Annotated in this window: 23 protein-coding genes; 10 read left to right on the forward strand and 13 right to left on the reverse strand. The window is 67.8% G+C overall.

Annotated elements, in window-relative coordinates; translation table 11 throughout:
- The first annotated feature begins 59 nt into the window (after positions 1 to 59).
- The 5 genes from CAURIS_RS00795 (at position 60) to recR (ending at position 5,148) form a co-directional block, all read left to right on the forward strand.
- Positions 60 to 1,385: an AAA family ATPase gene (locus CAURIS_RS00795; RefSeq protein ID WP_290342339.1), complete on the forward strand. Its 1,326-nt coding sequence runs from the start codon at positions 60 to 62 to the stop codon at positions 1,383 to 1,385.
- A 3-nt stretch (positions 1,386 to 1,388) separates the two neighbouring features.
- Complete coding sequence (locus CAURIS_RS00800; protein WP_290342340.1) at positions 1,389 to 1,988, forward strand: RloB family protein; 600 nt, start codon at positions 1,389 to 1,391, stop codon at positions 1,986 to 1,988.
- A gap of 56 nt (positions 1,989 to 2,044) precedes the next feature.
- Positions 2,045 to 4,021, forward strand: coding sequence for a DNA polymerase III subunit gamma and tau (locus CAURIS_RS00805; RefSeq protein WP_290342341.1), 1,977 nt, complete (start codon positions 2,045 to 2,047; stop codon positions 4,019 to 4,021).
- A gap of 70 nt (positions 4,022 to 4,091) precedes the next feature.
- On the forward strand, positions 4,092 to 4,457 hold the full coding sequence (locus tag CAURIS_RS00810) for a YbaB/EbfC family nucleoid-associated protein (protein ID WP_290342343.1): 366 nt from the start codon (positions 4,092 to 4,094) through the stop codon (positions 4,455 to 4,457).
- Between the two features lie 64 nt (positions 4,458 to 4,521).
- Positions 4,522 to 5,148, forward strand: coding sequence for a recombination mediator RecR (gene recR, locus CAURIS_RS00815; protein WP_290342344.1), 627 nt, complete (start codon positions 4,522 to 4,524; stop codon positions 5,146 to 5,148).
- Positions 5,149 to 5,303: 155 nt separating this feature from the next.
- On the opposite strand, the gene CAURIS_RS00820 is transcribed toward recR, so the two are convergent.
- From CAURIS_RS00820 to CAURIS_RS00840, 5 genes are all read right to left on the reverse strand, one after another.
- A complete protein-coding gene (locus CAURIS_RS00820) occupies positions 5,304 to 6,023 on the reverse strand; it encodes a type 1 glutamine amidotransferase (protein ID WP_290342345.1) in 720 nt (239 codons plus the stop codon).
- Positions 6,016 to 7,296, reverse strand: a complete 1,281-nt coding sequence (locus tag CAURIS_RS00825; RefSeq protein WP_290342347.1) for a Mur ligase family protein — start codon at positions 7,294 to 7,296, stop codon at positions 6,016 to 6,018. Before CAURIS_RS00825 ends, CAURIS_RS00820 begins: the two co-directional genes overlap by 8 nt.
- A gap of 10 nt (positions 7,297 to 7,306) precedes the next feature.
- Entirely contained in the window at positions 7,307 to 8,335 is a 1,029-nt protein-coding gene (locus tag CAURIS_RS00830) for an exonuclease domain-containing protein (protein WP_290342348.1), read from the reverse strand.
- 56 nt (positions 8,336 to 8,391) lie between these two features.
- Complete coding sequence (leuA, locus tag CAURIS_RS00835; RefSeq protein WP_290342349.1) at positions 8,392 to 10,230, reverse strand: 2-isopropylmalate synthase; 1,839 nt, start codon at positions 10,228 to 10,230, stop codon at positions 8,392 to 8,394.
- 490 nt (positions 10,231 to 10,720) lie between these two features.
- Positions 10,721 to 11,581, reverse strand: a complete 861-nt coding sequence (locus tag CAURIS_RS00840; RefSeq protein ID WP_290342350.1) for a DMT family transporter — start codon at positions 11,579 to 11,581, stop codon at positions 10,721 to 10,723.
- Positions 11,582 to 11,707: 126 nt separating this feature from the next.
- Here CAURIS_RS00840 and CAURIS_RS00845 point away from each other — a divergent pair, with 126 nt between their 5' ends.
- From CAURIS_RS00845 to CAURIS_RS00855, 3 genes are all read left to right on the forward strand, one after another.
- Complete coding sequence (locus tag CAURIS_RS00845; protein ID WP_290342351.1) at positions 11,708 to 12,973, forward strand: aspartate kinase; 1,266 nt, start codon at positions 11,708 to 11,710, stop codon at positions 12,971 to 12,973.
- Positions 12,974 to 12,997: 24 nt separating this feature from the next.
- Positions 12,998 to 14,029, forward strand: a complete 1,032-nt coding sequence (locus CAURIS_RS00850) for an aspartate-semialdehyde dehydrogenase (RefSeq protein ID WP_290342352.1) — start codon at positions 12,998 to 13,000, stop codon at positions 14,027 to 14,029.
- Between the two features lie 103 nt (positions 14,030 to 14,132).
- Positions 14,133 to 14,627, forward strand: coding sequence for a hypothetical protein (locus CAURIS_RS00855; RefSeq protein ID WP_290342353.1), 495 nt, complete (start codon positions 14,133 to 14,135; stop codon positions 14,625 to 14,627).
- A 59-nt stretch (positions 14,628 to 14,686) separates the two neighbouring features.
- On the opposite strand, the gene CAURIS_RS00860 is transcribed toward CAURIS_RS00855, so the two are convergent.
- On the reverse strand, positions 14,687 to 16,069 hold the full coding sequence (locus CAURIS_RS00860; protein WP_290342354.1) for a YkvI family membrane protein: 1,383 nt from the start codon (positions 16,067 to 16,069) through the stop codon (positions 14,687 to 14,689).
- Between the two features lie 105 nt (positions 16,070 to 16,174).
- The gene (locus CAURIS_RS00865; RefSeq protein WP_290342355.1) at positions 16,175 to 16,720 is read right to left on the reverse strand and encodes an RNA polymerase sigma factor; all 546 of its coding nucleotides are present in this window, start codon (positions 16,718 to 16,720) and stop codon (positions 16,175 to 16,177) included.
- 153 nt (positions 16,721 to 16,873) lie between these two features.
- On the opposite strand from CAURIS_RS00865, the gene CAURIS_RS00870 reads away from it, so the two are divergent.
- Positions 16,874 to 18,469 carry a catalase gene (locus CAURIS_RS00870; RefSeq protein WP_290342356.1) on the forward strand — a complete coding sequence of 532 codons (1,596 nt, stop codon included), beginning with the start codon at positions 16,874 to 16,876 and terminating at the stop codon, positions 18,467 to 18,469.
- A gap of 74 nt (positions 18,470 to 18,543) precedes the next feature.
- Here CAURIS_RS00870 and CAURIS_RS00875 read toward each other — a convergent pair whose 3' ends face one another.
- Genes CAURIS_RS00875 through CAURIS_RS00900 form a run of 6 tightly spaced genes read right to left on the reverse strand, consistent with a single transcriptional unit; the run spans position 18,544 to position 24,460 of the window.
- The gene (locus tag CAURIS_RS00875; protein ID WP_290342357.1) at positions 18,544 to 18,888 is read right to left on the reverse strand and encodes a Na+/H+ antiporter subunit G; all 345 of its coding nucleotides are present in this window, start codon (positions 18,886 to 18,888) and stop codon (positions 18,544 to 18,546) included.
- The gene (locus CAURIS_RS00880; protein WP_290342359.1) at positions 18,888 to 19,154 is read right to left on the reverse strand and encodes a cation:proton antiporter; all 267 of its coding nucleotides are present in this window, start codon (positions 19,152 to 19,154) and stop codon (positions 18,888 to 18,890) included. Before CAURIS_RS00880 ends, CAURIS_RS00875 begins: the two co-directional genes overlap by 1 nt.
- Before the next feature lie 2 nt (positions 19,155 to 19,156).
- Positions 19,157 to 19,591, reverse strand: coding sequence for a monovalent cation/H+ antiporter subunit E (locus CAURIS_RS00885; RefSeq protein WP_290342361.1), 435 nt, complete (start codon positions 19,589 to 19,591; stop codon positions 19,157 to 19,159).
- Positions 19,591 to 21,123 carry a monovalent cation/H+ antiporter subunit D family protein gene (locus tag CAURIS_RS00890; protein ID WP_290342362.1) on the reverse strand — a complete coding sequence of 511 codons (1,533 nt, stop codon included), beginning with the start codon at positions 21,121 to 21,123 and terminating at the stop codon, positions 19,591 to 19,593. Before CAURIS_RS00890 ends, CAURIS_RS00885 begins: the two co-directional genes overlap by 1 nt.
- Positions 21,120 to 21,548 carry a cation:proton antiporter subunit C gene (locus tag CAURIS_RS00895; protein ID WP_290342363.1) on the reverse strand — a complete coding sequence of 143 codons (429 nt, stop codon included), beginning with the start codon at positions 21,546 to 21,548 and terminating at the stop codon, positions 21,120 to 21,122. Before CAURIS_RS00895 ends, CAURIS_RS00890 begins: the two co-directional genes overlap by 4 nt.
- Positions 21,545 to 24,460 (reverse strand): DUF4040 family protein, encoded by a 2,916-nt coding sequence (locus CAURIS_RS00900; RefSeq protein ID WP_290342364.1) that lies wholly within the window; start codon positions 24,458 to 24,460, stop codon positions 21,545 to 21,547. The genes CAURIS_RS00895 and CAURIS_RS00900 overlap by 4 nt, the downstream gene beginning before the upstream one ends.
- Before the next feature lie 158 nt (positions 24,461 to 24,618).
- Between CAURIS_RS00900 and CAURIS_RS00905 the strand changes: the two genes are divergently transcribed.
- Positions 24,619 to 25,998 carry a hypothetical protein gene (locus CAURIS_RS00905; protein ID WP_290342365.1) on the forward strand — a complete coding sequence of 460 codons (1,380 nt, stop codon included), beginning with the start codon at positions 24,619 to 24,621 and terminating at the stop codon, positions 25,996 to 25,998.
- Positions 25,999 to 26,077: the final 79 nt, after the last annotated feature.

Below are 26,077 nucleotides of genomic sequence, written 5' to 3' on the forward strand. Positions count from 1 at the left end.
TTACGAGCGCATTTTGCACTTCTTGTGCAGGATCTCCGCGCGAAATGTACCATCGAGCCATGTTGCTCTCTCTGGCGGTCGAGAATTACCGCTCTTTCGGCAAGGAGGCTGTCCTCGACATGCAGCGCCGCAGCTTTAAGACGCTGCGTCCCCGCAAAGGCGAATCCTGGACTGAGAACACCTGGCGCAGGGCGGGCATCTTCGGCCCTAACGCGTCTGGAAAATCGAACATCCTCCTGCCGCTGTCCCTGCTGCGCACCGCCATCATCCATTCGCTCACCAGCGAAGCTCACGTACGGCGGTTGCGTGATCCCCACATGCTGCAGCAGGCGAGCCCGACCCGATTCGATGTCGAGTACGTGGCCAATGATGTCAGGTACCGCTGGATCCTGGTCGTGGACAACGGCGGAGTTGTCTCGGAGAGCCTTGACGCCAACGAACGGGGAAGGTTCAGCAGCATCTTCAACCGCGAGCGCAACGAGATTACCTTCGGCCAGCGCGCGGGCCTGCACCAAGCCGCGAAGGAAAACATTGAGCAGTTTCTGCGCAGCTGGTCGCTCGTATTTTCCGCGTGGGCCACGGTTAAAAATCCGGGGAGACACGCGGCGGCCATCGACTGGTGGGGAAGGATGCTGCCCCTGATCACGGGGGAGAACGATCGTCACAACAGGCACCAATGGCTCATCGAGCTTGCCCACCGCGACCCCCACTGGCTGGGAGTTGTGAAGACGGTCATCCGCGTCGCGGATGTTGGCGTGCGTGACGTGGGCATTGAAGAAGCCGAAGTGCCTCCGGAGGTGCGGCGTATTCAGGAGCTGTTGCAGGGTGGCGGCGACTCCCATGACGCAGAGGTGGTGAAGGCGGACGACATTATCGAGTATTTGCAGTACCTCCGCTTCGAGCATCACGGATGCGACCAGAGTTTCTACCTTGATGAGGCGGACGAATCCCTGGGCACACGCACGTGGCTTGATCTCGCCGTACCAGCGCTGTTCGCGCTGGCGGTCGGCGGTGTGCTGGCTATCGACGAGATCGATTCCTCACTCCACCCGCTGCTCGTGCGTGAGCTTGTCTCCTACTTCGATAATTCCGACCTTAACCCCCTCGGCGCCCAACTACTTTTCGGTTCGCATGACACCTCGCTCATCGGCCGACACCCACAGGCCGCCCTCCACCACGGCGAAGTGTGGTTTGCCACCAAGAGCGAATCCCGCTCGGAGCTTGTCGCGCTTGACGAGTTTGCTGTGCGCGAGGCCCATAACGTCGAGAAGCGCTACCTCCAGGGAGTCTATGGGGCCGTACCCATCCCTGGCAGCAGTGAGCTCGTGGAGGCCCTCGCTGCGCTGCGGCGTAAGTACGGCACAAGTGAAGCAAGGGGGCAGTAGCATATGCGGAAAAGGAGAAGGCCCAAGGGAAGCCGTCCTACACAGCCGTCGTACCTCATAGTGGTGCAAGGTCAGGCTACCGAGCTCGATTACTTCAAACGTCTAAAAAGCACGTTTCGAATCCCCGGTGTGAACCTCGTTGTCGAACCGCACTCACCCGAAAAAATCGTTGACAAAGTTAGGTATAACATGGCCAACGACAAGGCTGCCCCGTACGACCGAGTCTGCTTTGTTGTCGACGTCGATGACTCGAGCCCGCAGCAGTTTCAGCAAGGATTCAATAAAGCGCGCAAGAGCACCACGGGCGGCACAAAGTGCTTGTTTGCAGTGTCGAATCGGTGCTTCGAGGTGTGGCTACTCGCCCATTTTGCGGATATTCGGGGGCGTGAAATGGAGGTCGGCGCTCTTACCGCCGGGCTTCGCGAACATGGAGCGCTCCAAGCGGGGTCGGATAAACACCTCGCCGCCGATTTTCCAGTGGAAGAGTATGAAACGGCGTCCCGCAACGTCAGCACAGCTAACTGGAATGAGATCGGCCCCGCTCCCAGTACGGCGGTGCCAAAGCTTGTGGAAGAGCTCATCCGTGCTGCAGAAGCAAGCTAGCGGCGCACTTCATGTACCCGTAAGTCGTGTCCGGGCGATGGGCTAAGCTTGTCGCCGTGGCTTTGTACAGGAAGTATCGCCCCGCAACTTTCGGTGAAGTGATCGGCCAAGAGCAGGTCACGCGCCCTTTGTCCGCCGCTCTGGACAACGGGCGGATCAACCACGCGTACCTGTTTTCGGGCCCGCGCGGGTGCGGTAAGACTTCCTCGGCGCGCATCCTGGCGCGCTCGCTCAACTGCGTCCACGGGCCCACCTCCACCCCGTGCGGGGAGTGCGCCTCCTGCGTCTCGCTTGCGCCGGGCGGTGCGGGCAACCTGGATGTGATGGAGCTGGACGCGGCGTCGAACGGCGGCGTTGAGGAGATGCGCGAGTTGCGCGAGCGCGCCCTTTTCGCCCCGGCGGAGTCGCGCTACCGCGTGTTCATCATCGACGAGGCCCACATGATCTCCAAGGAGGGCAACAACGCGCTGCTCAAGATCGTGGAGGAGCCGCCGGAGCACCTCATCTTCATCTTCGCCACCACCGCGCCGGAGAAGATGCTGAACACGATCCGCTCCCGCACCCACAACTACCCGTTCCGCCTGCTCACCCCGCAGGCGATGCACGGACTTTTGACGGGTGTCGTCGCCGAGGAGGGCGCTCACGTCGAAGACAGCGTCTACCCGCTGGTCATCCGGGCCGGCGGCGGCTCGCCCCGCGACACCCTGTCCATCCTCGACCAGCTGCTGTCGGGGGCAGGGCCCGAAGGACTCACCTACCAGGCCGCTCTCCCGCTCCTTGGGGTGACGGACCTCACGCTTGTCGACGCCATCGTGGACGCCCTGGCCACCCGCGACGCCTCCCTGATGTTTCGCACCGTCGATGAAATCATCGAGGCCGGCCATGAGCCGCGCAAGTTCGCGCTCGACCTGCTGGACCGGCTGCGCGACCTGATGGTGCTGCGCACCGTTCCCGACGCGATCTCCCAGGGGCTGGTCAACGCCCCCGTCGAGCGCGCCGAGATCCTGCGCGAGCAGGCGGAGCGCTTCAGCGGCCACGAGCTGGCGGAGCTCGCCTCCCAGGTCAACGAGCGCATGTCCTCCCTGCGCGGCGCCACCAGCCCCCGGCTGCTGCTGGAGGTCATGATGGCCCACCTCATCACAGCCCCCGAAGTTGCCGCCGAGGCGCCGGGCCCGCAGCGCCCCGCTGCCGAGCCGCAGCTCGCCCCCGACGCCCCCGCCCCCGTCACCCAGCCGCGCACCGGCGCGGCGGCAGCCGCCGCTGCTGCCGCCGCAGCAGCCAACCGCGAGGTGCGCAGCTCCTCCACGCCCGCCCCGCGCACGGCGCCCGAGCCGCAGCAAAGCGAACAGCCCACGCAGCAGCCGGATACCGGCGACCTATTCGACAGGGTGCGCCGCGAGTGGACCACGCTGCGTCAATCCGTGGGCGCACGCAACAAGACCGCCGAAATCATGCTCACCGAGGCTACGCCGCTCGGTTTCGACGAGGACACGCTTGTGGTCGGCCACAACACCGGCGCGCTGGCGCAGCGGATCAACGCCCTCGAACACAACCGCGACATCGCGGCGGTCTTCTCCGAGCACCTCGAGGCCACCATCAAGGTGCGCTGCGTCGTGGGCACCGACCCCGCCAAGGCCGGCGTTGTTCCCGCGGCGCAGCCGCGCCAGGTGTGGAACCCGCGCTCGAACCCGACGGAAAAGTCAGAGCCCGAGCCCGAGGAGCCTGCGCCGGCCCCCGAGCGGAAACGCCCCGAGCCCGCCAACGGCTGGCAGGCGGCCGCAGCCGCGGCGAGTGAAAGGGCAGCCCAGCGGGCGCGCCGGGAGGCCGAGGAGATAACGCTTCCGCCCGAGCCCGCCGACGACGAGTACGACCCCCCGCCCCCGCCCGAGGAACACACCCCGGAGTACACCCGGGAGGACGAGGAGCGCGACATGGCGCACCAAGCGCAGGAGGCGGGGGAGCGGGACCGGCGAGACGCGACTGCCGTGGCGATGGACCTCCTCGCCGCCGAACTGGGGGCCAAGCCGCTCTGAGGCGTGTCCGCGCGCCCGCTACAATGGGCGGCGAACGTCTACGGCCAACAAAGAAAGGGCTCCATCTGCCATGACCACCCCGAACCTGCCCCCGGACATGCAGGAACTGATGCGCCAGGCCGCCGAGGTGCAGGCCGCACTGCAGAAGGCGCAGGAGGAGCTCCTCGCCGCGACCGTCACCGGCAGCGCCGGCGGCGAGCTCGTCACCGTCACCATGACGGGCGGCGCGGAAATCACCGACCTGACCATCAAGCCCGAGGCGGTCGACCCGGAGGACGTGGAGACCCTGCAGGACCTCATCCTCGCGGCGTACCGCGACGCCCACACCAAGGCAGGCCAGCTGGCGCAGCAGAAGATCGGCCCGCTGACCAACCTGCAGCAGGGCGGCGCCCCGCAGCCGGGCCCCGGCGAGATCCCCTTCGGCGGCATCATCTAGCGCAACGCGCACCCGCCCGGCCGGAAGCGGCCGGGCTTTTTCAACGTTAAAGGAGGGCACCCGAATGTTCGAAGGACCGCTGCAGGACCTCATCGACGAGCTGTCCAGGCTGCCCGGGGTCGGCCCCAAAAGCGCCCAACGGATCGCCTTCCATTTGCTCGCAACGGACCCCGAGGACGTCGATAGGCTCACTGCTGCCCTGACCGCGGTGCGCGACGGCGTGACCTTCTGCCGGATCTGCAACAACGTCTCGCGCGAGGACATCTGCCGCATCTGCGCGGACTCCGGCCGAGACCGCGGCCTCGTGTGCGTCGTTGAAGACGCCAAAGACATCCAGGTCATCGAGCGCACCGGCGAATACCGCGGGCGCTACCACGTGCTCGGCGGGGCGCTGGACCCCCTGGCCAACGTCGGCCCGCGCGATCTGGCGATCGCCCCGCTTTTGCAGCGCATCGGCGGGGTCCTCGACGACGTGGCGGGCCAGGACGCCCCGACCATCGAGGAGGTCATCCTCGCCACCGACCCCGACACTGAGGGCGAAGCTACGGCCTCCTACCTGGCGCGCCTGCTCAAGGACTTCCCGGACCTGACCGTGTCGCGGCTCGCCTCCGGGATGCCGCTCGGGGGCGACCTCGAATTCGTGGACGAGCTCACCCTGTCGCGCGCGTTGAGTGGGCGGCTGAAGATGTAGGAGGGGTTTGGGCTGTCGCTGGGGTCGACCACGGTCGACCGCAGCGTTTTTGGGTGTTGCGTGACCTGGGGTTTTGTGTGCGGGTTTTCGCTGGGGTCGACCACGGTCGACCCCAACGCACGCGACCCCCGGGGCAACCCCCACCACAGGCGCGGTTAGCGCAGGCGCTCCATGCGTAGCCTGTCGATCAGCGTGAGCTCGAGCGGCTCGAGGTCCTCCAGCCGCATGTCCAGGGCGTTGGCCAACAGCAGGTCGGCTAGCTGCGGGTTGCGCGCAAGCGCGGGGCCGTGCATGTAGGTGGCCACGACGCTGCCCTGGACGACGCCCTCCACGGAGGCCTCGGAGGTGTTACCTACGCCGTGGCTGACCTTGCCCAGGGCGTGGGCTTCGGGGCCGAGGACGGTGCCACCCAGGTGGTTTTCAAAGCCGGTCAAAGGCTCGGTGAGCTCGGAGGTGATGCCGGCGCGGGTGGGCAGGGAGGACACTTCGCCGATGGCGCGGGTGTCCATGGCGGATGTGGTGGCGTCGATAAGCCCGATGCCCTCGACCGTCTGGCCGTGGGCGGTGAAGGTGCGGCCGAGGACCTGCATGCCGGCGCACACGGCGAAGATGGGCCTGCCGTCCGCGGCCGCGGCCTGGAGGCCGGGGACCGCGGCAAGGCGGGCCGCGGCAATGACCTGGGCGGAGTCCTCGCCGCCGCCGATGGTGTAGACGTCGCAGTCGGCGGGGATGTCGTCGCTGAGCAGAAAGTGCTCTATTTCGGCGCCGATGCCGCGCATGCGCGCGCGCTGGCGCAGGACAAGTGCGTTGCCGTCGTCGCCGTAGGTGCCCAGCACGTCCGGCAGGACAAGTCCGATGCGAAGGGTCTTAGGCACGGTAGTCCTCCTCCTTGCTCAGGGCCTTCTTCAGGTCGCGGAAGGCCGTGTAGTTGGCCAGCACCTCGACGCGCCCGGGTGGGCAGGCGCGGATGGCGGCGACGGGGTCGTGGATGAGCTCGTGGTCGATGTCGGCGTAAAGCAGGCGCACCGCGAGGTCGGTGCCGCGCTCGCCGGCGGCCTTGACGGAGATGCCGGAGAAGTCCTCGAACTTCACGTCCCACAGCCAGGACAGGTCTTCACCGTCGGCGACCTGGCCGTTGACGGCGATGACCAGGCCGTCCGCGTCGCGGTCGACCATGGACAGCGCTTCCTGCCACCCGGCCGGGTTCTTGGCCAAAAGCAGGTGGATGTCGTGCTCGCTCAGGTGCACCGTGGAGTAGCGCCCGGCGACGTTGTCCACGCTTTCCGCGGCCGCGACGGCTTTGTCCAGGGGCACGTCGAAGGCCTCCACGGCGGCGGCGATCGCCTGCGCGGCGTTGCCCCGGTTGGCGCGGCCCGGCAGGGTGAGGTTCAGCTCGACCTCGCCCTGCGGGGTGACCAGGTGCGTGTCGGTGACCGCGTAGGTGGGGGTGGGGCGGCGGAACTCGCGGCCGTCGGGAAGCTTTTCGGTGGCGTACCAGTCCTCCCCGTCCGGGGTGCGCACGATGTAGCCGGCGGAGCGGGGATTGGTCACGGAGTCGCCCACCCACCCCGCGCCCGCGGAGACCCACACCACGTTCGGGTGGTCGAAGGCGACGGAGGTGATGAGCACGTCGTCGCAGTTAGCAACGACGGTCATGTCAGGGTGCTCCTCCACGGCGGCGCGCAGGGCGCGCTCGATCTTGTTGATCTCGCCCACTCGGTCGAGCTGGTCGCGCGAGAGGTTGAGCAACACCACAGCCTGCGGGGCAAGCCGCTTGGCGACGTGGGGCACGTGCAGCTCGTCGACCTCGAGCGCGATGTGGGTGGCATCAGGGGAGGCCATGAGCGCCGAGATGATGCCGGCGTCCATGTTGTCGCCGCCCTCGTTGGTGGCCACAGCGTAGCTGCTGCGCAGGGCCTGCGCGAGCATTCGCGTTGTGGTGGATTTGCCGTTCGTGCCGGTGACCAGCGCGGCGGGGCGCCGCCCGCCGAGCGAGTCCATGATGGAGGGGTCGATGGCCCCGGCGACCAGCCCGCCGATCATCCCGCCGGCGCCCCGGCCGGTGGCGCGCGAGGCGGTGGTGGCGAGCCGCGCGGCGGTCAGCGCGGCGCGGGTGCGCAGACGGGCGAGGGTGCCTTTGTCAGTCATGGGCTATACGTTAGACCCCTCCCGCGACGGAGCGTTGCTCTGGCGCGGGCACGGCGGCGAAAAACTCCTCGGCGGAGATCACGGGGATGCCCTTGCGGTGGCCGTGCATGGTCTTGCCGCGCAGCTTCGCGCCTTTGGCCACGGCGTCGGAGACCACCAGCGAGGTCTTCCGAGTGAGCTTTTCCGAGTAGCTCAGGCCCGCGTCAAGCGCGGCGCCGATGATCTCGTCGGGCTCGACGCGCACGTCGTCGGATACCACCACCTCCATGCCGGGGCGCAGCCCCTCGGCGGGGGAGTACAGCCCCGGGTTCTCGGCCGGGGCGTCCTCCTTGTCGGCGTCGACACGCAGGCGGCTGCGCTGCAGGCCGAAACGGTCGGCGGTCAGCTCCTCCGGGGTGCGCACCGAGAGTGCGCCGCGGGAGCGCAGCTCGAGGTAGGTGGCCACGATGGTCAGCGTCAATTCGCGGGAGGTCTCCTCTTCCGGCCGCTGGGCCCGCTCCACCGTGGCGGTCGGCTCGTCCGCCTCAACGCCGACGAGCCGGGCGAGCGCGCCGACGCGCAGGTCCTCGGGCACAATCCCGCCGCGCCGGGCGCTGGCCAGGGTGTCCACGATCTCGGTGGGGCGCGGGACGTGGCCGACGCGCTGGCGCCGCCGCCCGTTGCGGCGGTTGCGCGAGCGGTTCGCCCGCGCCGCGGCGTTCATGGCGCGACGCGCCTCCGAGACAATGAAACCCCAGGTAAAGGAGGTGTCGTGGGTGACGAGCGTGCGGGCGTCGAAAAGCTTGTCCAGCGTCTTGAGGTGGCGCGAAAAGCGCGGCGCCTGCCCGACGTCCCCCGGCTCGAGGCCGTGCGTGTGCCGCGGCCCCGGGTCCTCGCCGGGGTTGAACACGATGTGCAGGTCCTCGCCGACCCGGCCGGAGTCATCGAAGGCGACGGCGTCGAGCGAAATCAGGCGCGCCGTCGTCGGGTGGATGCCCGTGGCCTGGACGTATACCGCCACGTAGGGGTAGTCCTCGGGGTCGGTCTGCGGAGCGCTCATTGCTCAGAGTCTAGTTGCCCCGCAGAGCATGCTTGACGACGCCCCAAAAGCGCGCCCTACACGCCACCTGCGCGTCCCCCGCTCAGCCCTCGGTTGACGGCGGAGACGATCGCCTTCAGGGAAGCGCGCGTGGTCGAAGCCGCGATTCCCGCGCCCCACGCGGTGGCCCCGTCGACCTCGGCGTAGATGTAGCAGGCGGCGTCCGCGTCGTCGCCGGCGCTGCGGGAGCGCTGCGAGTAATCCTGCACCTCGAAGTCGATGCCGAGGCTCTCCAGCGCCTGGGCGAAGGCAGCGATGGGGCCGTTGCCGGTGCCGTGGATCTCGCGCTGGGCGCCGTCGTAGACCACCCGGGCGGTCACGGTGGAGTCCGCGCCCTCGCTGTCGGTGCCGGCGACCTCGAAGTCGATGAGCTCCAGGGGGCTATCCAGGTCCAGGTAGGTGCCGGCGAAGATGTCCCACATGTTCTTGGAGTTGACCTCGCCGCCCTCGGAGTCCGTGATGGCCTGGACAATGGCGGAGAACTCCGGCTGCATCGCCTTGGGCATGTTGATGCCGTGGTCCGTCTTCATGATGTAGGCCACCCCGCCCTTGCCGGACTGGGAGTTGACGCGGATGACAGCCTCGTAGGTGCGGCCGACGTCCTTCGGGTCGATCGGCAGGTAGGGCACCTCCCAGGCGGTATCGCGCAGCTCCTCCCAGCTGACGTCGGTGGAGGAAGCCTCCGGGCGGACCTTCTGCGCCAGGGCGTCGAGGCCCTTGTTGATCGCGTCCTGGTGCGAGCCGGAGAACGCCGTGAAGACGAGCTCGCCGCCGTAGGGGTGGCGCTCCGGGACGCGCAGCTGGTTGCAGTACTCGACGACCTCGCGGATGCGGTTGATATCGGAGAAGTCGATCTGCGGGTCGACGCCCTGCGTCAGCATGTTCAGCCCGAGCGTGACCAGGTCGACGTTGCCGGTGCGCTCGCCGTTGCCGAACAGGCAGCCCTCGATGCGGTCCGCGCCGGCGAGGTAGCCCAGCTCGGCCGCGGCGACGCCCTCCCCGCGGTCGTTGTGCGGGTGCAGGGAGAGGATGATGCTGTCGCGCTTAGCCAGGTTGCGGTGCATCCACTCGATGGAATCGGCGTAGACGTTCGGCGAGATCATCTCTACCGTCGACGGCAGGTTGATGATGATCGGATCCTCCGGCGTCGGCTCCATGACCTCCACCACGGCGTCACAGACCTCGAGCGCGAAGTCCAGCTCGGTGCCGGTGTAGGACTCCGGGGAGTACTCCCAGCGCCAGTTCGTGTCCGGGTAGTCGCGAGCGATGGTCTTGATCAGCTCGGCCGCGTCGGTGGCCAGCTTCTTGATCGCCGCGCGGTCCTTGCGGAAGACCACCTCGCGCTGCAGCTTCGAGGTGGAGTTGTAGAAGTGGACGATGACGTTGCGCGCACCCGCGCAGGCCTCAAACGTGCGCCGGATCAGGTGCTCGCGCGCCTGCACGAGCACCTGGATGGTCACGTCTTCGGGGATCATGTCCTGCTCGATGATTTCGCGGACGAAGTCGAAGTCAGTCTGGGAGGCGGAGGGGAAGCCCACCTCGATCTCCTTGTAGCCCATCTGCACCAGCAGGTTGAACATGCGGCGCTTGCGCTCGGGGCTCATCGGGTCAATCAGCGCCTGGTTGCCGTCGCGCAGGTCCACGGCGCACCACTGGGGCGCTGCGGTGATCTTCTTGTCCGGCCAGGTGCGGTCCGGCAAAACGATGTCCTCGACCTCCTCGGCGAACGGCCGGTAGCGGTCGACGGGCATCTGGGAGCCGCGCTGCTTATTCCAGGCGGGCTGGCCCTCGTTGCGCGGGCCGGAGGGAGTGCGGATTTCGTTGGGGGCGAAAAACTCGTTGGTGCTCGGCGTCATAGCGTTTCCTTCTTCGTTGTGGGGCTCACGGCCGGCAAACACGAACTCCGCGACGGGGTGCCGGCCGTGTTAGGTAAGGGCCTGATTCCCGCCGCGGCGTAGAAGGAGAAGTAGCCCGAACAGGCTCCGCCGTGCCAATGACATACGCCACATCATAGTCGGGCAGTGGCGCGGCGCAACAGGGTCGGTTGAGAACTGTGTGTTTCCGGGGAAGTGCGGGACGGAGACGTCATCAACTCGGAGGTCTACTTCGCGCCCTGTTCTGCTTAGATGCGCGCGGGCAGAGAAGGGGCTCGGCGCCCTTGTGGTGGCCGCGCTGGAACCGGCATTTTTCTGCCCAGCCACGGACGACCTCGACTGAGCAGTTCACGCGCGACGCCGTCTCGTCAGACGAGTCGATCCCTGCAGCGACGATCAACGAGACCCGCAACTTTCTGCGCACCCGGGTAAACACTTTCGGAACCGGCATTACCACCAGCGCACCCCCCGGCTACGGCACGGGCCGGCGCGAGAGCATGGCGGTCGCCCCGACCATCCCGGCGATTGCGGCGCACAGCAGCACCCAGCCGAAGGGCAGGGACAGTGCCGCGAAGCTTTCGCCGAGCAGGACGTGGCCCAGCGCCAGCGCCACGAGCGGCTCGCCGATCTTCATCGCGGGCAGGGAGCGCGAGAGGATACCCGCCCCGAAGGCGTACTGCTGCACCGCGGTGCCGATGACAGCGGTGGCCAGCAGTGCCCAGAACTGCCAGGTTGTCAGGAGCGTGTCCAGCCCGCCGGCGGTGAAGGCGTCCACCGAGACCTTGGCGAAGACGGCGACGAAGCCGAAGGTGGCGCCGCAGACGATCCCGTACAGGAGCGCTTTGGTGGGGGCGGGGGTGGGGCGTCGATAAGCAACTGCGAATAGCGTCCCGCATGTGGCGGTGCCGATCGCGATGGCGGCGAGCCACTCCCAGGCCGGGCCGAGCCGCTCGCCGGGCAGCGGGCGGCCGAAGAGAACGAGCACACCCACGCAGAGTGTGAGCACGAGGCTCCAGAACGCCTCGTCAGCCTCCATGTGCCGCCGCTCCACCCGCGCCGACAGCGCGAGCGTGAGCATGAGCGAGAGCGTGAGCACGGGCTGCACCACCAGCAGGGAACCAAAGGCGAGGGCGAGGGCCTGGACGGCGTAGGCGCCGAAGGCCAGGGCGATGGACAGCCACCAGCCGGGGGTGCTTAACGACGTCAAAGGGGACGCATTTGCCTCCCACTGGCCGAGCCCGGCGCGCACGATGTGGTGGCGCCAGACGGTGCCCGCAGCGATCATCGCCGCCGAGAGGAGCGCAAGGAAGACGGCGAGGGCGTTGCTGTGCACGCGTTCAACCTTAGGGGCGGGCGTCGGTCACTGAATACTTTTCACCTTTCTCTCCCCTGGTCTCGGGCGGCCTAGTACTATTGGAGCGCGGATTCCCGGAGCGTGAAGCGGAAGGTGGCTTAGCGAATGGCATTGATCGTCCAGAAGTACGGAGGATCGTCCCTGGAAAGCGCGGAACGCATCCGGGCAGTCGCGGAGCGCGTGGTCAACACGAAGCGGATGGGCCACGACGTCGTCGTGGTCTGCTCCGCGATGGGCGACACCACCGACGAGCTTCTGGACCTCGCCGCCCAGGTCAACCCGGTTCCCCCCGCCCGCGAGATGGACATGCTGCTCACCGCGGGCGAGCGCATCTCCAACTCGCTCGTCGCCATGGCCGTCGCCTCCTTCGGCGCCGAGGTGCAGTCCTTCACCGGCTCCCAGGCCGGCGTGATCACCACCGAGCGCCACGGCAACGCGAGGATCCTCGAGGTCACCCCGGGCCGCGTCCGGGAGGCGCTCGACCAGGGCAAGATCGCCATCGTGGCCGGCTTCCAGGGCGTCAACCGCGACACACGCGACGTGACCACCCTGGGCCGCGGCGGCTCGGACACCACGGCGGTGGCGCTCGCCGCGGCGCTCGGCGCCGACGAGTGCGAGATCTACTCGGACGTCGACGGCGTCTACACCGCCGACCCGCGCATCGTTCCCGACGCGCGCAAGCTTGAGCAGCTCTGCTTCGAGGAGATGCTGGAACTCGCGGCGTCCGGCTCGAAGATTCTGGTTCTGCGCAGCGTGGAGTACGCCCGCGCGTTCAACGTGCCCATGCGCGTCCGTTCGTCTTACAGCAACGACCCCGGCACCCTCGTCGCCGGAGCAATGGAGGATATCCCCGTGGAGGAAGCAGTACTGACCGGCGTGGCCACCGACGACTCGGAGGCGAAGATCACCATCCTCGGCATCCGGGACACCCCCGGCGAGGCCGCCAAGGTGTTCCGCGTGCTCGCGGACGCCGAAATCAACATCGATATGGTCCTGCAGAACATCTCCTCCCTGGAGAACAACAAGACCGACATCACCTTCACCCTGCCCAAAGCCGACGGCAAGCGCGGCATGGAGCTGCTGGCCAGCCTGCAGGACACGGAGGACTGGGACGACCTGATCTACAACGACCAAATCGGTAAGGTCTCCCTCGTCGGAGCGGGTATGAAGTCCCACCCAGGGGTCACCGCGGACTTCGCCGAGGCGCTTCGCGACGCCGGGATCAACATCGAAATGATCACCACCTCGGAGATCCGCATCACCGCCGTGGTCCGGCAGATCGACCTGGCCGAGGCGGCCCGCGCCCTGCACACCAAGTTCGAGCTCGGCGGCGACGAGCCGGCCGTGGTTTACGCCGGCACCGGCCGCTAAGCCCCAACCGAAGGAAGGATTCGCATGACCACCATCGCAGTCGTCGGAGCAACCGGACAAGTGGGGCGCGTGATGCGCTCCATCCTCGAGGAGCGTAGCTTCCCGGCGGAGAAGGTGCGCTTTTTCGCCTCGCCCCGCTCCGCGGGCAAGGTCCTCCAGTTCCGCGGCGAGGACATCGCCGTGGAGGACCTGACGAAGGTGACGGAGGAATCCATCGCCGACGTGGACATCGCGCTGTTCTCCGCCGGCGGGGAGACGTCGAGGCAGTGGGCCCCCGTCTTCGCCGCCGCCGGCGCGAAGGTGGTGGACAACTCCTCCGCCTTCCGCAAGGACAACGAGGTTCCGCTGATCGTCTCCGAGGTCAACCCGGACAAGGCGGCGGCGCTGCCGAAGGGCATCATCGCGAACCCGAACTGCACCACCATGTCGATCATGCCGGTGGCCAAGGCGCTGCACGACGCAGCTGGCCTGACCAGCCTGCGCGTCGCCTCCTACCAGGCGGTCTCGGGCTCCGGACTGGCGGGGGTCAACGCTTTGGCCGGGCAGATCGCCGAGACCGGCGAGCGCAACACCGAGCTGACGACTAACGGCGGAGTCCTCGCCCCCGCCGACCTGGGCCCCTACGCGGAACCCATCGCCTACAACGTCCTGCCGCTGGCCGGCAGCGTCGTCGACGACGGCACGCTGGAGACCGACGAGGAACAGAAGCTGCGCAACGAGTCCCGCAAGATTCTCGGCCTGCCGCAGCTGCGCGTGTCCGGCACCTGTGTGCGCGTGCCCGTTTTCACCGGCCACACCATGGTCGTGCATGCCGAGTTCGCGCAGCCCATAACGGCCGAAAAGGCGCGCGAGGTGCTATCAGCCGCGCCGGGCGTGCGCGTGGTGGACGTGCCAACGCCGCTCGAAGCCACCGGCAAGGACGAGTCCCTCGTCGGGCGCATTCGCCAGGACCAGGCGGTTGAGGGCGGCTGCGGCCTCGTCTTCGTCGTCGCGGGCGACAACCTGCGCAAGGGCGCGGCCCTGAACACGATCCAGATCGCCGAATTGCTGGTCTAGCTGAGCGCTGGCGACTCCAAGAGGGCGACTAAAGAGCTACAGGCTGGTTGCAATACGGTAAAGACCGTAGCTAGAGTTTGCCTTCCTGCCTAGCGTGAACACAATGGAAACCGTGACTTTTTCTCATCGTTCCACCCAGCGCGCTCGCGCCTGCGCGGCTGCGGTCGCGCTGCCTGTGGCGATGACGCTCGCGGCTCCCGCCCCCGCCATCGCCGCCGGTAGCAGTGACACCACCACGGTGGTGTCTGTCTCCGGCACCGAGGACATCGAGGTCTCCGCCGGCGATACCGTCGCCTTCGACTCCACCCAGGGGCGCACCTTCGCCATCCCGGAGCAAGACGCCTCCGCCCTTCCCGCCGGCTGGAGTGTGATCCGCGGGGAGGACACCCTGCGCGTCACCGCCTCCGCCACGGCGCAGCCGAAGGAGTACGCCACCATCGAGGTGGAGGATGCATCGGGCGAGAAGGGCACCTTCCGGGTCGTCGTCCGCGACGATGACCCGGAAGAGGAGAGCGCGCCCAGCTCGTCGGGTAGCAGCAGCTCCTCTAGCTGGATCGACCGCTTGGCCGGGCGAGTGGCCAGCCTCTTCGGCGTGTAGCAGCGACCCACACGTAAAAAAACTCCAGGCCGGGCGGCCTGGAGTTTTTTGTGCCCGCGCTACTTGTCTTTCTTGGTGGGCTCGGCGGGTTCCGTGGGTGGGTCGATGTCCTGCGCCGCCGTGACGTGCTCTTCGGGGCCGGAGGGCTCCGAGTAGGAGACGTACACGATTTCGCCTGACGGGTCATTGGGGTCGAAGTCAACCTCGTCGTCCTTGAGCAGCTCCTGGCCGACCTCGTCCTCGATCGCCTCGATGAAGCTTGCGTCGGCCACGTTCGAGGACGCGGTGATCACTGCCAACTCGTCCCTGTTCTTCTTGGTGAAGCGCCGGCGCGGGTCGAGCTTGATCCGCGTCAGCTCGAGTGCCCGGCGGCGCCGGGTGCCCTCCTGGCGCAGAATCTGCGAACCGCGCAGCCAGGCGACCGAGACGACGACGATGAGCACCACGCCCATGTAGCCGAGGACCGGGTAGACGTAGGAGACGAGGTTCTGGAAACCGGCGAAGGAGAGCACGAAGCCGAGCAGGCAGGCGGAGATGAAGATGACGCGGAACTTATCGGTGCGCCCGCGCGAGAGCCGCTTGCCCAGGGCGTAGAACATGCCGAGGGCGGTGGCGAAGATCATGCCGAAGATGATGAACGACATGACCAGGCCGAGGGTGGGGTTGATCTCGTTGATGAGGGTCAGCGTCGGCATGTCCTGGCCGGCAACCGAGTCGACGGAGACGAGCAGCGCGCCGCACAGCAGCAGGAGCATGACGAGGTAGCCGAGCCCGCCGAGCGCGCCGCCGACGCCCGCCGCGCGCGGATCGAGGTAGTTGCCGCCGATGACGATGGCCATTGAGGTCACACAGATGAAGTTCAGGCCCGTGTAGTTCAGCGAGGACACCCACCACGAAGGCAGGGTGGTGCTGACCTGCTCGGCGGACTGGTTCAGCGCCGTCCAATCCGGGGAAGCGTTAACGATGGTCCAGGTGCATCCGGCGACGACGAAGATCACGAGGAAAGGCGTGAGGAACCCGATGGCGCCCGTCACCTTATCGACGTCCAGCATGCCGATCCCCATGACGAGAACGAGCATGATGAGGGCGCCTACCCACACCGGCAGGCCGAACTGCTGGTTCAGGTTGGACCCGGCGCCGGCGAACATGACAAAGCCGATGGAGAACAAGGTGGTGATTGTGGCGATGTCGAGGATCCAGGAGACGACTTTGCCGGAGATGCGGCCGAGCACCTCCATGTGCTCCTGGGCCTGGAAGTAGCTGCCAAGCTCGAGCACGGAAATGCCGCCGATGAGCATGAGGGCGGCGCTGAGGATGGCGCCCCAGAAGCCCTGGGTGCCGAAGGCGACGAAGTACTGCATCGCCTCCTGGCCCGAGGCGAAACCCGCCCCGACGAGGACGCCGATGAAGGCGAAAGAAATACCGATTGCGTTCCTGAGCATGGTGCGGTCGTGGCTCCGAAAAAAGAGGGCTGAAAGATTCTGACCGGGGTTATCTTAGTGGGCCGCACCCCGTTATGCGCCTTTGTGCAGGTTGTGTCGCTGCCCTTAGGCCGGGCCGGCCCCGTCGATCAGGTCGCGCCGGGCGCGGGCGATGCGCGAGCGGATCGTGCCCACACGCACGCCGCAGATTTTCGCAGCTTCCTCGTAGGTATAGCCCAGCACCTGGGTGAGCACGAGGGCTTCGCGACGTTCGGCCGGCAGGGCGTCGAGAAGCGCGCGGGCGTCGATGACCTCGGACCACGTGTTGGGGTCGTCGGTGCTGGGCCTGAGGGCGGCGACGTCGGTGTACTCGGCCGCGGACTTGCGGGGGCGCGCCATGTCGTGGCGCACGGAGTCGACCCACGCGCGGCGGGCGAGCGAGAGCAGCCAGGTGCGGGCCGAGGAGCGGGCGGCGAAGCGCGGCAGCGCGCTCATCACCCGCAGGTAGGTCTCCTGGGTGAGGTCGTCGGCGTGCTCGCGGCCCGCGAGGTGGGCGAGCAGCCGCCAGACGTCGTCCTGCGTGTGCCGGATGAACTCGGAGAGAGCAGCTTTGTCGCCCCGCCCGGCCCGCAGGGCCAAATCGGTGACGTAATCGTCGTTTCTGCTGCTCACACGTGGAAGATTACCAGCATACCGGGGATGCTCCCCGTGGGGTAAGCAGGAAGTTGGAGATGGCTGAAACTCGTTGCTGGCTATTTCGTTCGCACGTAGGATATGGAATGTCCAACATCGATAATGAAACGCTTTTGATTAGGAGGCCGATTCATGGCAGACAAGTCCAAGGCAGAGGAGATCGTCGCACGCGGCGAGCGCCCTGCAGGAAACGGCAAGACCACCCAGCTCGGCGGCCAGCCGGTCGCGTCCGAGAACATCTCGGTCACGGCGGGGCGCCAGGGCCCGAACGTGCTCGATGACATCCACCTCATTGAGAAGCTGGCCCACTTCAACCGCGAGAACGTTCCCGAGCGTATCCCGCACGCCAAGGGCCACGGCGCATTCGGCGAGCTGCACATCACCGAGGACGTGTCCAAGTACACCAAGGCCAAGCTGTTCCAGCCGGGCACCGTTACCCCGATGGCCATCCGCTTCTCCACCGTCGCCGGCGAGGCGGGCTCCCCGGATACCTGGCGCGACGTCCACGGCTTCGCCCTGCGTTTCTACACGGAGGACGGCAACTACGACATCGTGGGCAACAACACGCCGACCTTCTTCCTGCGTGACGGCATGAAGTTCCCGGACTTCATCCACTCCCAGAAGCGCCAGCCGGACACCGGCCTGCGCAGCGACGAGATGCAGTGGGACTTCTGGTCCCGCACCCCGGAGTCCGCGCACCAGGTGACCTACCTGCTCGGTGACCGCGGCACCCCGAAGACCTCCCGCCACCAGGACGGCTTCGGCTCCCACACCTTCCAGTGGGTCAACGCCGAGGGCGACGCCGTGTGGATCAAGTACCACTTCAAGACCCGCCAGGGCTGGGAGACCTTCACCGACGAAGAGGCCACCGAGATGGCCGGCAAGAACGCCGACTTCCACCGCCAGGACCTCTACGACGCCATCGACCGCGGCGACTACCCGATCTGGGACGTCAAGGTGCAGATCATGCCCTTCGAGGACGCCGAGAACTACCGCTTCAACCCCTTCGACCTGACCAAGGTTTGGTCCCAGAAGGATTACCCGCTGGTGGACGTGGGCTACTTCGTGCTCAACCGCAACCCGAAGAACTACCACGCCCAGATCGAGCAGCTCGCGCTCGACCCGTCGAACCTCGTCCCGGGTGTCGGCCTGTCCCCGGACCGCATGCTGCAGGCCCGCGTGTTCGCCTACGCCGACCAGCACCGCTACCGCATTGGCGCGAACTACAAGGACCTGCCGGTCAACCGCCCGATCGTGGACGTCAACACCTACGCCGAGCGCGGCTCCATGGCGTACTTCTTCTCCAACGAGGGCGAGCCGAACTACTCGCCGAACCGCACCGACAAGGGCGCGGGCTACCTGGACAACGGCGAGGACTCCTCCTCCAACCACACCGACTACGGCCAGGCGGAGAACCTGTACGTCAACCCGGACCCGCACGGCACCGACCTGGTGCGCGCGGCGTACGTCAAGCACGCCGAGGACGACGACTTCACCCAGGCGGGCACCCTGTACCGCGACGTGTTCGATGACGCCGCCAAGGAGCGCTTCATCAACAACGTCACCAACAAGATGCTGCCCATCGAGGACAAGGACGTCGAGGAGCGCACCTTCGCCTACTGGGGCAACGTGGACAAGGACCTCGAGCAGAAGCTGCGCGCCGAGCTGTCGCGCAAGCGCGAGGCCGCTGACACCGACGACAAGGAAGACCAGTCCACCGTCTTCTAAGCTCGCGTGAGTAAGGGCCCGCACCGTTTGTCCGGTGCGGGCCCTTTTCGCTTGTCGACGTCCGGGCTGTACCCTTAGGCCTTTTCCGTGGCGCCGTCCTCCGCGGCGGCCGCCCGGTCCGAGAATGTGACGCCGTAGATGGAGCGGCCCAGGACGAAGGTGACTCCGGAGGCGACGATCCACACGGCCGCGATAGCGACGACGGCGCGGAGGAAGTCGTTGAGGTCGAAGCCTGCGGTTGACCACGAGCGGATGAGCTTGGCCAGGACAATCAGCGGGAAGGCCACGCAGACCAGCGGGCCGAGCAGGTTCGCGCGCGTCAGCGCGTCAGGCGCGCGCAGCTGCAAAACGGTGGTGGCCACCGTGTAGACGGTGGCGAGAATGACCAGCGTCGCGGTGATGATTTCCCAGATAGTCATTAGCGCCGCCCCCTCGCGATGATGCGCCCCATCGCCAGCGTCGGGATAGCCCCGCACACCAGGGCGGCGAGGATGGCCACCTCGTAACCGATCATGGTGCTGTTGAACAGGGTCCACATCAGGTATGCGGCCACCATGGCGTAGAAAATGAGGTCCGCCATGACAGCCCGGGACAGCTCGTCCTTCGTCGCTATGAGCGCGCCGAGCCCGACGAGGATACACGCCGCCATGACGACGATGCAGGCGGTGATGATTGTTTCAAACATGTCTAGTCCAACCTTTCCGCGGGGGGTGCGTCCCGTACCGGGCCGCGATCACTGTAAGGGGTCCATTCCACCGTCGCCGGGTCGAGGGGGGTGTCCGCCGCGCTCGGGCAGAGCCGCTGCTCCATGTCCATGATCCCCTCGATTTGCGCGATGGGGTCCTTGCCGAAGGCAGCCTGCACCAGCAGATACATCCGCTCGCTTCCGGCCGGGTCGCGGCGGAAACCGATTGACATTGTCCCCGGCGTCGCCGTGATGGAGGTGGATAGCCAGAAGCGCTGCCACTCGGTGGTCACGCGCAGCGGGTAGACGATGACGATCGGCTGGAGCCCGGAATCCGGCGAGAACGCCGCGATGGCGGCGGTGGTGCCTGCGGAAAAGATTTCTTTGATGAGCCACGCGCCGTAGCCCAGCGCGTGGCCGATGCTTTTCAGAGCCATCAGTTGGTGCCTCCCTGGAACTCAGCGGCGTCGGGGACGCCGATCGGTTCGCCGCCGAGCACGGCGGCGGTGTACGAGTCCACGTCCAGCAGCCCGTCCACCGAGGCCGTCGACGCCGCCCACAGGGGGCCGGCGGCGAGGAACATGGCCAGGGAGATGAACATCAGCACCGCTGAGGGCGCGAGCAGGCTGGAGCGGACTTTCAGCTCGGCGGGGTAGTGCTGCATGGGCCTGCCCCAGAAGACCTCCCGCCACACGCGCATCATGGCCAGCAGGGCGCCGAAGGACGCGACGATGATCGCGGTGATGACCACCCAGCTGCGCCAGTCGCCCGCGAGCGCGGCGGCGAAGACCACGGAGATCTTGCCGAAGGTGCCCGAAAACGGCGGGAAGCCCACGATGGACAGCGCCCCGGCGGCGAAGACTGCCGCGGTCAGCGGGTCGCGGCGGGCCAGGCCGGCGAGTTTGGAGATCCGTCCCGTGCCGTACGTCTCCTCAATCGCGCCCGTGTTGAGCACGAGGGCACCCACCGTGATCATGTGGTGCAGCGTGTAGATCAGGCCCGCGGCCAGGGCGCGGCGCGGGTCGTCGCTAGTGAAGGCCAGCATGACGAGGATGAACGGCATGCCGTTGACCATCTGGTACGCAAGCACCCGCCGCAGGGAGTTCTCGGCCAGGCCGGCGAAGCCGCCGATGAGCATGGAGACGACCATGATGACCACGATGAGGGCGTTCCACCGCGGGTCCATGTCGAAAAGGACCACCCACAGGCGAAACAGCATGTACACGGCCACCTTGGTGTGCAGGCCCGAAAACAGGCCCATCACGGCGGCGCTCGAGGAGGGGTAGGAGCGCGGCAGCCAGGTGTGCACGGGGAAGACGCCCGCCTTCGCGGCGATCGCGATGACGATGATGCCCGCGGCGACGGTCAAGGGGCCGTTGCCGGCCGCCAGTCCCTGCAGCGCGGCGAGGTTGACCGAGCCGGATACCGCGTAGATGTAGCCCACGCCCATCACCAACAGCGTCGAGGCCGCGAGGTTGACCAGGATGAACATTCTGGCCGCGGCCAGGCGGTAGCGCGTGCCCGTCATGGCAATCAGCCCGTAGGAGGGCAGGAGCATGACCTCGATCATGACGAAGAAGTTGAACAGGTCCGCCGTGAGCACCGCGCCGCTGACGCCGGTGATGAGCACCAGGGTAAGCGGGGTGTAGTAGCGGGACTGGGTCTCCCCGGAGACGATGGCGAACCAGTTGGCAACCAGCGCCACCACCATCGTGGTGATGAGCATGATCGCCGAGAACGCGTCGGCCGCAAAGGAGATGCCCACCCCGCCCTGGTAGAGGCCGATGACGTGGCCGATGGCCCCGTTGGCGGTGGTGTGGGCGAACAGCCACACGCCGCCCGCCAGGTTGAGGGCGGGGATGGCGACCGCCAGGGCGTCGTTAAGCGGCTTGTAGGGGTTGAGGGCGGTGACGGCCGAGATGATCAGCGGGACCGCGGCGAAGAGGGGAAGGATGGCGTCGATCGTCATGCGTTGGCCTGCCCTTCGGACCGGTCCGAGGTAAGGCGCGCGCGGCGGCCCGCGGTGGACAGCGCGGAGGGGCTGAACCTGTGCGGGTCGTAGCCGGGGGTGGACTCGAGCGCCGGGACCTCCGCGTCCTCGGTGTCGTCAGTTTTGCCGAGGGCCGCCGTCATGAGCAACAGGGTCGTCGTGGCCATCGCGATGACGATGGCGGTGAGAACGAAGGCCTGCGGCAGCGGGTCGGCCATCTCGTCAAGCGGGGTGCGCGAGGGGAAGGCCTCGCCGCGCCACGCGCCGACGCCGGCGGCGAGCAGCGTCAGGTTCGCGGCGTGGCCCAAGAGGGTCATACCGAAGATGATGCGCACCATGCCGCGCTGCATCACCAGGTACACCGCCCCCGCGGTAAGAACGGCAATAGTCAATGCCACGATCATCGGTTGGAAACCTCCTGCGAAGCCACGGGCTTCGGGTTGTCGGCCGGGTTAATCGGCTCCGGGTGGGCGTCAACGGCGTTGTCGGGCTGTTCGGGCTCGGGCACCCCGCCGAGCGGGTTGTCCCCGTCGCGGCGGTAGCTCAGCTCCTCCGGCTCGGCGCCCGGGCGCAGGTAGCCACCGAGCTGGTTAATCGCCTGCGTGACCATGCCGAGCACCGCGAGGTAGATGCCGAAGTCGAAGATCAGCGAGGTGGTCAGGTGCTCGCCGGCGATCTCGCCGTGGATGGCGTAGAGGAAGCCACCCTCGAGGAACCCGAGGAAGCCGGCGCCGATCGCGATGACGATGCCCCAGCCCGCCAGGCGGATCGGCGTGTGGTGGCCCACTACGTAGGAGTCCGCGCCCTTCGACAGGTAGTGCAGGCCGAAGCCGGTGGCCATGACCAAGGCGGCGATGAAGCCGCCGCCCGGGGCGTTGTGGCCGCGGAAGAAGATGAGCACGGACAGGACGATGAGCACCGGCACGACAAGCACGGTGACCTTGCGCAGCGGCATGGTGTTCAGCTGGGACTGGCCGAAGGGACGCGGCCGCGTGCCAGCCTCGAACTTGTGGCGCGGCATCGAGGAGGTCACCGCCAGGATGACTACGGCAGCCATGCCCAGCACCGACAGCTCGCCGAGGGTATCGAAGCCACGGAACTCGACGATGATGACCGCGACGATGTTGTCCGCGCTGGTGAGCGCCCCGCCCTCGGTGAGGTACCACATGGCCAGGTCGGAGCGTTCGCGGCGGCCGGTCAGGCCGTACACGCCCGCAAACGCGATGGCCCCGGCGAGGACGGCCAGGGCTCCGGCCAGCCACTTCCGGCGCCGTGGGGTTACCGGGAAGGCGCGCGGCTGGTAGCGCAGCACGAGCATGATGACCACGACGGTCAGCGCCTCCACCAGCAGCTGCGTCAGGGCGACGTCTGGGGCGCCGAGCATGAGCATCTGCAGGCTCAGGCCCACGCCGACGGTGCCCACCAGGACGGCGGCGGCCAGGCGGCTGCGCGTGGCCGCGAGGCCCGCGACGGACAGCGCGATGATGCCCAGGGGCAAAAGGTCCCACCAGGAGGTCGTGCCGGGCACGCGCTCGGCAGGCTCGACCCCGTCGATGCCCTCCGTGAACAGCAGGACGGACAGCCCGAGCACGAGCATGCAGGCGATGAGCCACACGAGGTGGCGCGAGGGGTTCAGCCCGTTCGCCGGGGCCCCCAGCACGCGGCCGAGCCCGGTCAGGCCCCGGGTCAGACCCGCGAGGATGTCGTTGCCGCTCAGAGGCAGCAGCTGGCGGTTCTCCACGGCGGCGAAGACCCTCCGGCGCACGAAGAGGAAGGCGACGCCGGCGACGATGACCGCCAGGGAGACGAGCAGGGGAACGGTTACGCCGTGCCAGAGGGCGATGTGAGTGGTAAAGCTCTCGTCGCCGGTCACCGCCCGCACCCCCGCGGTGATGGGCCCGTCCATCACGCCGAGCGCGAAGGGCAGAACCAGCGAGCTAAGCCCGGGCAGCGCGGCCGGCAGCCACAGGGAAACCGGCGCCTCGTGGACGTCGGAGGCGTCGGCGGTGCCGTCGATAAACGCGCCGAAGACGATCTTCGCGGAGTACACGAAGGTGAGGAAGGCGGCGATACCCGCCAGGGCGAGCAGCAGCGGGCCGAACGGCGCTTCCTCGAAGGCCGCGAGGATGGACTCCTTGGACACGAAGCCGAACAGCGGCGGGATCGCCGCCATGGAGGCCGCCGCGACGACCGTGGAGGCGAAGGTGAACGGCATTTTCTTGCGCAGGGGTCCGAGGCGGCGGATGTCGCGCGAGCCGGCCTCGTGGTCGACCACGCCGATGAGCATGAACAGCGAGGACTTGAACAAAGCGTGCGCGAGGGTGTGCAGAAGTGCCGCCGCGAGCGCCGCCTGCGTGCCCACGCCGATAGCCGCCACGATCCAGCCCAGGTGGGAGACGGTGGAGTAGGCCGTCAGGTGCTTCAGGTCCGTCTTCGTGATGGCAAACACCGCGGACATGATCGCGGTGAACAGGCCGATGGCCAGCAAAAGCCCGTTCCAGACGGGGACGTCGCGGAAGAGCGTCGAAAAGCGAACCAGCAAGTAAATGCCCGCCTTGACCACCGCCGCGGCGTGCAGGAAGGCGGAGACCGGCGTGGCCGCGGCCATGGCCTCTGGCAGCCAGAAGTGGAAGGGGAACTGCGCGGCCTTCGTGAAGGCGGAGACCGCGACGAGGATCGCGATCAGCGAAGTCAGCTCCGGGCGGTCGGCGAAGACCGGGGAGGCCAAGATTCCCGACAGGCGCGTCGTGCTGGCCGCCACCGAGGCCAGGCCGAGGGCGGCAAGCAGCGTCAGTCCGCCGAAGAAGGTGAGTACCAGCGTGCGGTAGGAGCCGGCCTCGCCCGAGGAGCCCGAGCGGGCGATGAGGAAGAAGGAGGCGAGGGAGACGAGCTCCCAGGCAATGAAGAGTAGGACGACGTCGTCGGCAAGCACGAGCAGCAGAACCGACAGCGTGAACGCCGTCATGATGGTGTAGAAGCTGGTGTTGCCCTGGCGCTTCGGCAGGTACGCGGCCGAATATATAAGGACGACCGCGCCGATGACGAGCGCGAGGAGGGCGAAGAAGATCCCGAGGCCGTCGGCGCGCAGCGCGAAGTCCACCTGCGTGCCGGGGCCCAGCAGGTCGCGCGCCCAGGCCACCTCCCAGGTGACGGCCTCACCGTCGATCACGCGGGGGTATTCGCGCCCGAGGATGAAGGCGGAGGCGAGGAGAACAAGGCCGAGGGGCCACCCCGCTTTCCTGTCCATCAGCCGCACGAGCAGCGGCGACAGCGCGACCGTCGCCCCTACCAGCACGAGTACAAGGGGTAGTGTCATGGGGGTTTCTCCAAAGCCGAAGGGCGGCTCGTCAGATTTGTGCGGTTGTCATGGAAACAAATGAAAGCGTAGCAACTAACAAACCTAGGGCCTCGAACCTCCCCGTGCAGGGTGCGCCTGGCACAGCGCGCCCGGCCCCGGCACTATATTTGCCAGACATGAAATGGCGTTTGTTGCCCGCGGCCGCGCTGCTCGTTGCCGGGGCTTTCCTTCCGATGAGTCCCGCGGACACGTGGACCAGCGGTGCCGAGGGGGACGGGCCGACGGGCGCGCCCGCGGCCGCGGGCCCGGACAACCTTGTCGACGCGCGCCGCGCCGCGGGGGAGGCCTCCTCGCAGGCGGGCTTCCTCACCCAGGGATCGGCCCAGCTCAAAGACGGGGCTATCCAGCTCGACGAGGGCTCGCAGGAGCTTATCGACGGCATCTCCGCCGCCCACTCCGGAGCCCAGGAGTTGTCCCAGGGCATGGTGGAGCTGCAGGCCGGTACCGGCCAGCTCGCGGATGGCGCGACACGGATCGCGGACACCGTCGGCGGCGTCGTCGACCAGGTTGTCGGGTTCGATGCCGTGCGCGGCCAGGTCGTCGCCGGTATCGACAGCGCGCTCGACACCATGCGCGGTTCGCGCGACCCCGACGTGGCGCGCGCCAGAGACGCGCTGCGGGGCCTGCGCGAACAGGCGTTGGTGGCGGAGCTGCCGCCGGATATCGTCGCCCAGCTCAACGAGCTCAAGGACGGTTCCCGCGAGGTGGCGAACCAGCTCGCGGTGCCCGGCTACGCCTACCACGACGGCGTCTACTCCGCGACGAACGGCGCGGCCGCCCTGGCCAGCGGGCTCACCGAGCTCAACGAGGGCGCCGGGGCCGCCGACGAGGGCGTCGGGGCGCTGCGCGACGGGGCGGAGCAGCTGGACCAGGTCGCCGGGCTGACCGCCGACAAGATCACGGCCGTTCAGCGCGCCCTGCCGGCCGCCCCGCCGACCGCGGGTGCCGGGGAGGAGGCGCCGGCCTCTGCGCTGGCACCCCTGGCCGCCATGCTCATCAGCGCGCTGCTGCTCGTCGGCGGCGCCGCGATCGCCGCGGTGGCACTCGCGCTGCCGCGCCTGCGCTGGTGGGTCCTCGGCGCCGGCGGGGTGTTCGTCGCGCTGCTCGGGTTCCTCCTCGTCTTCCTGCTCGGCGTCGGCCTCGGCCCGGCGGCGCTGGCCGCGTCGCTGCTCGCCTGCGCCGTGGCGACCTTCGCCTCCGCCGGGCTGACCACCCTGCTCATCCGCGCGCTCGGCGCCCGCGCCGGAGGCGCCGCGGCGGCCGCCTTCGTGGCGGCGCAGATCGCGGTGGTCGGTTGGGTGTGGAAGGTGGCCGCCACCGGCGCCGTCAGCGCCGCCACGGCGGCTGTCTCGGCCGCGCTGCCGATGCACTGGTCCACCGCCGCGCTGTCCGCGGCGGGTAACCAGGGCTCCGCGGCGGTGCTGTGGGTCGGCGTCGGGCTCTCCGCTGCGGCGGCGCTTCTCGGGCTGGTTGGCGTGCGTCGCAGGGGCGCGTAGTTCGTTCGGCCGAGGGGCGCAAGAACGGGCGGCCCCGCCGCACTCGGTGGTGCTGGCGGGGCCGCCTAGTCGTTGGGAA

The organism is Corynebacterium auris (assembly GCF_030408575.1).
In the GTDB taxonomy this organism is placed as follows: domain Bacteria; phylum Actinomycetota; class Actinomycetes; order Mycobacteriales; family Mycobacteriaceae; genus Corynebacterium; species Corynebacterium auris.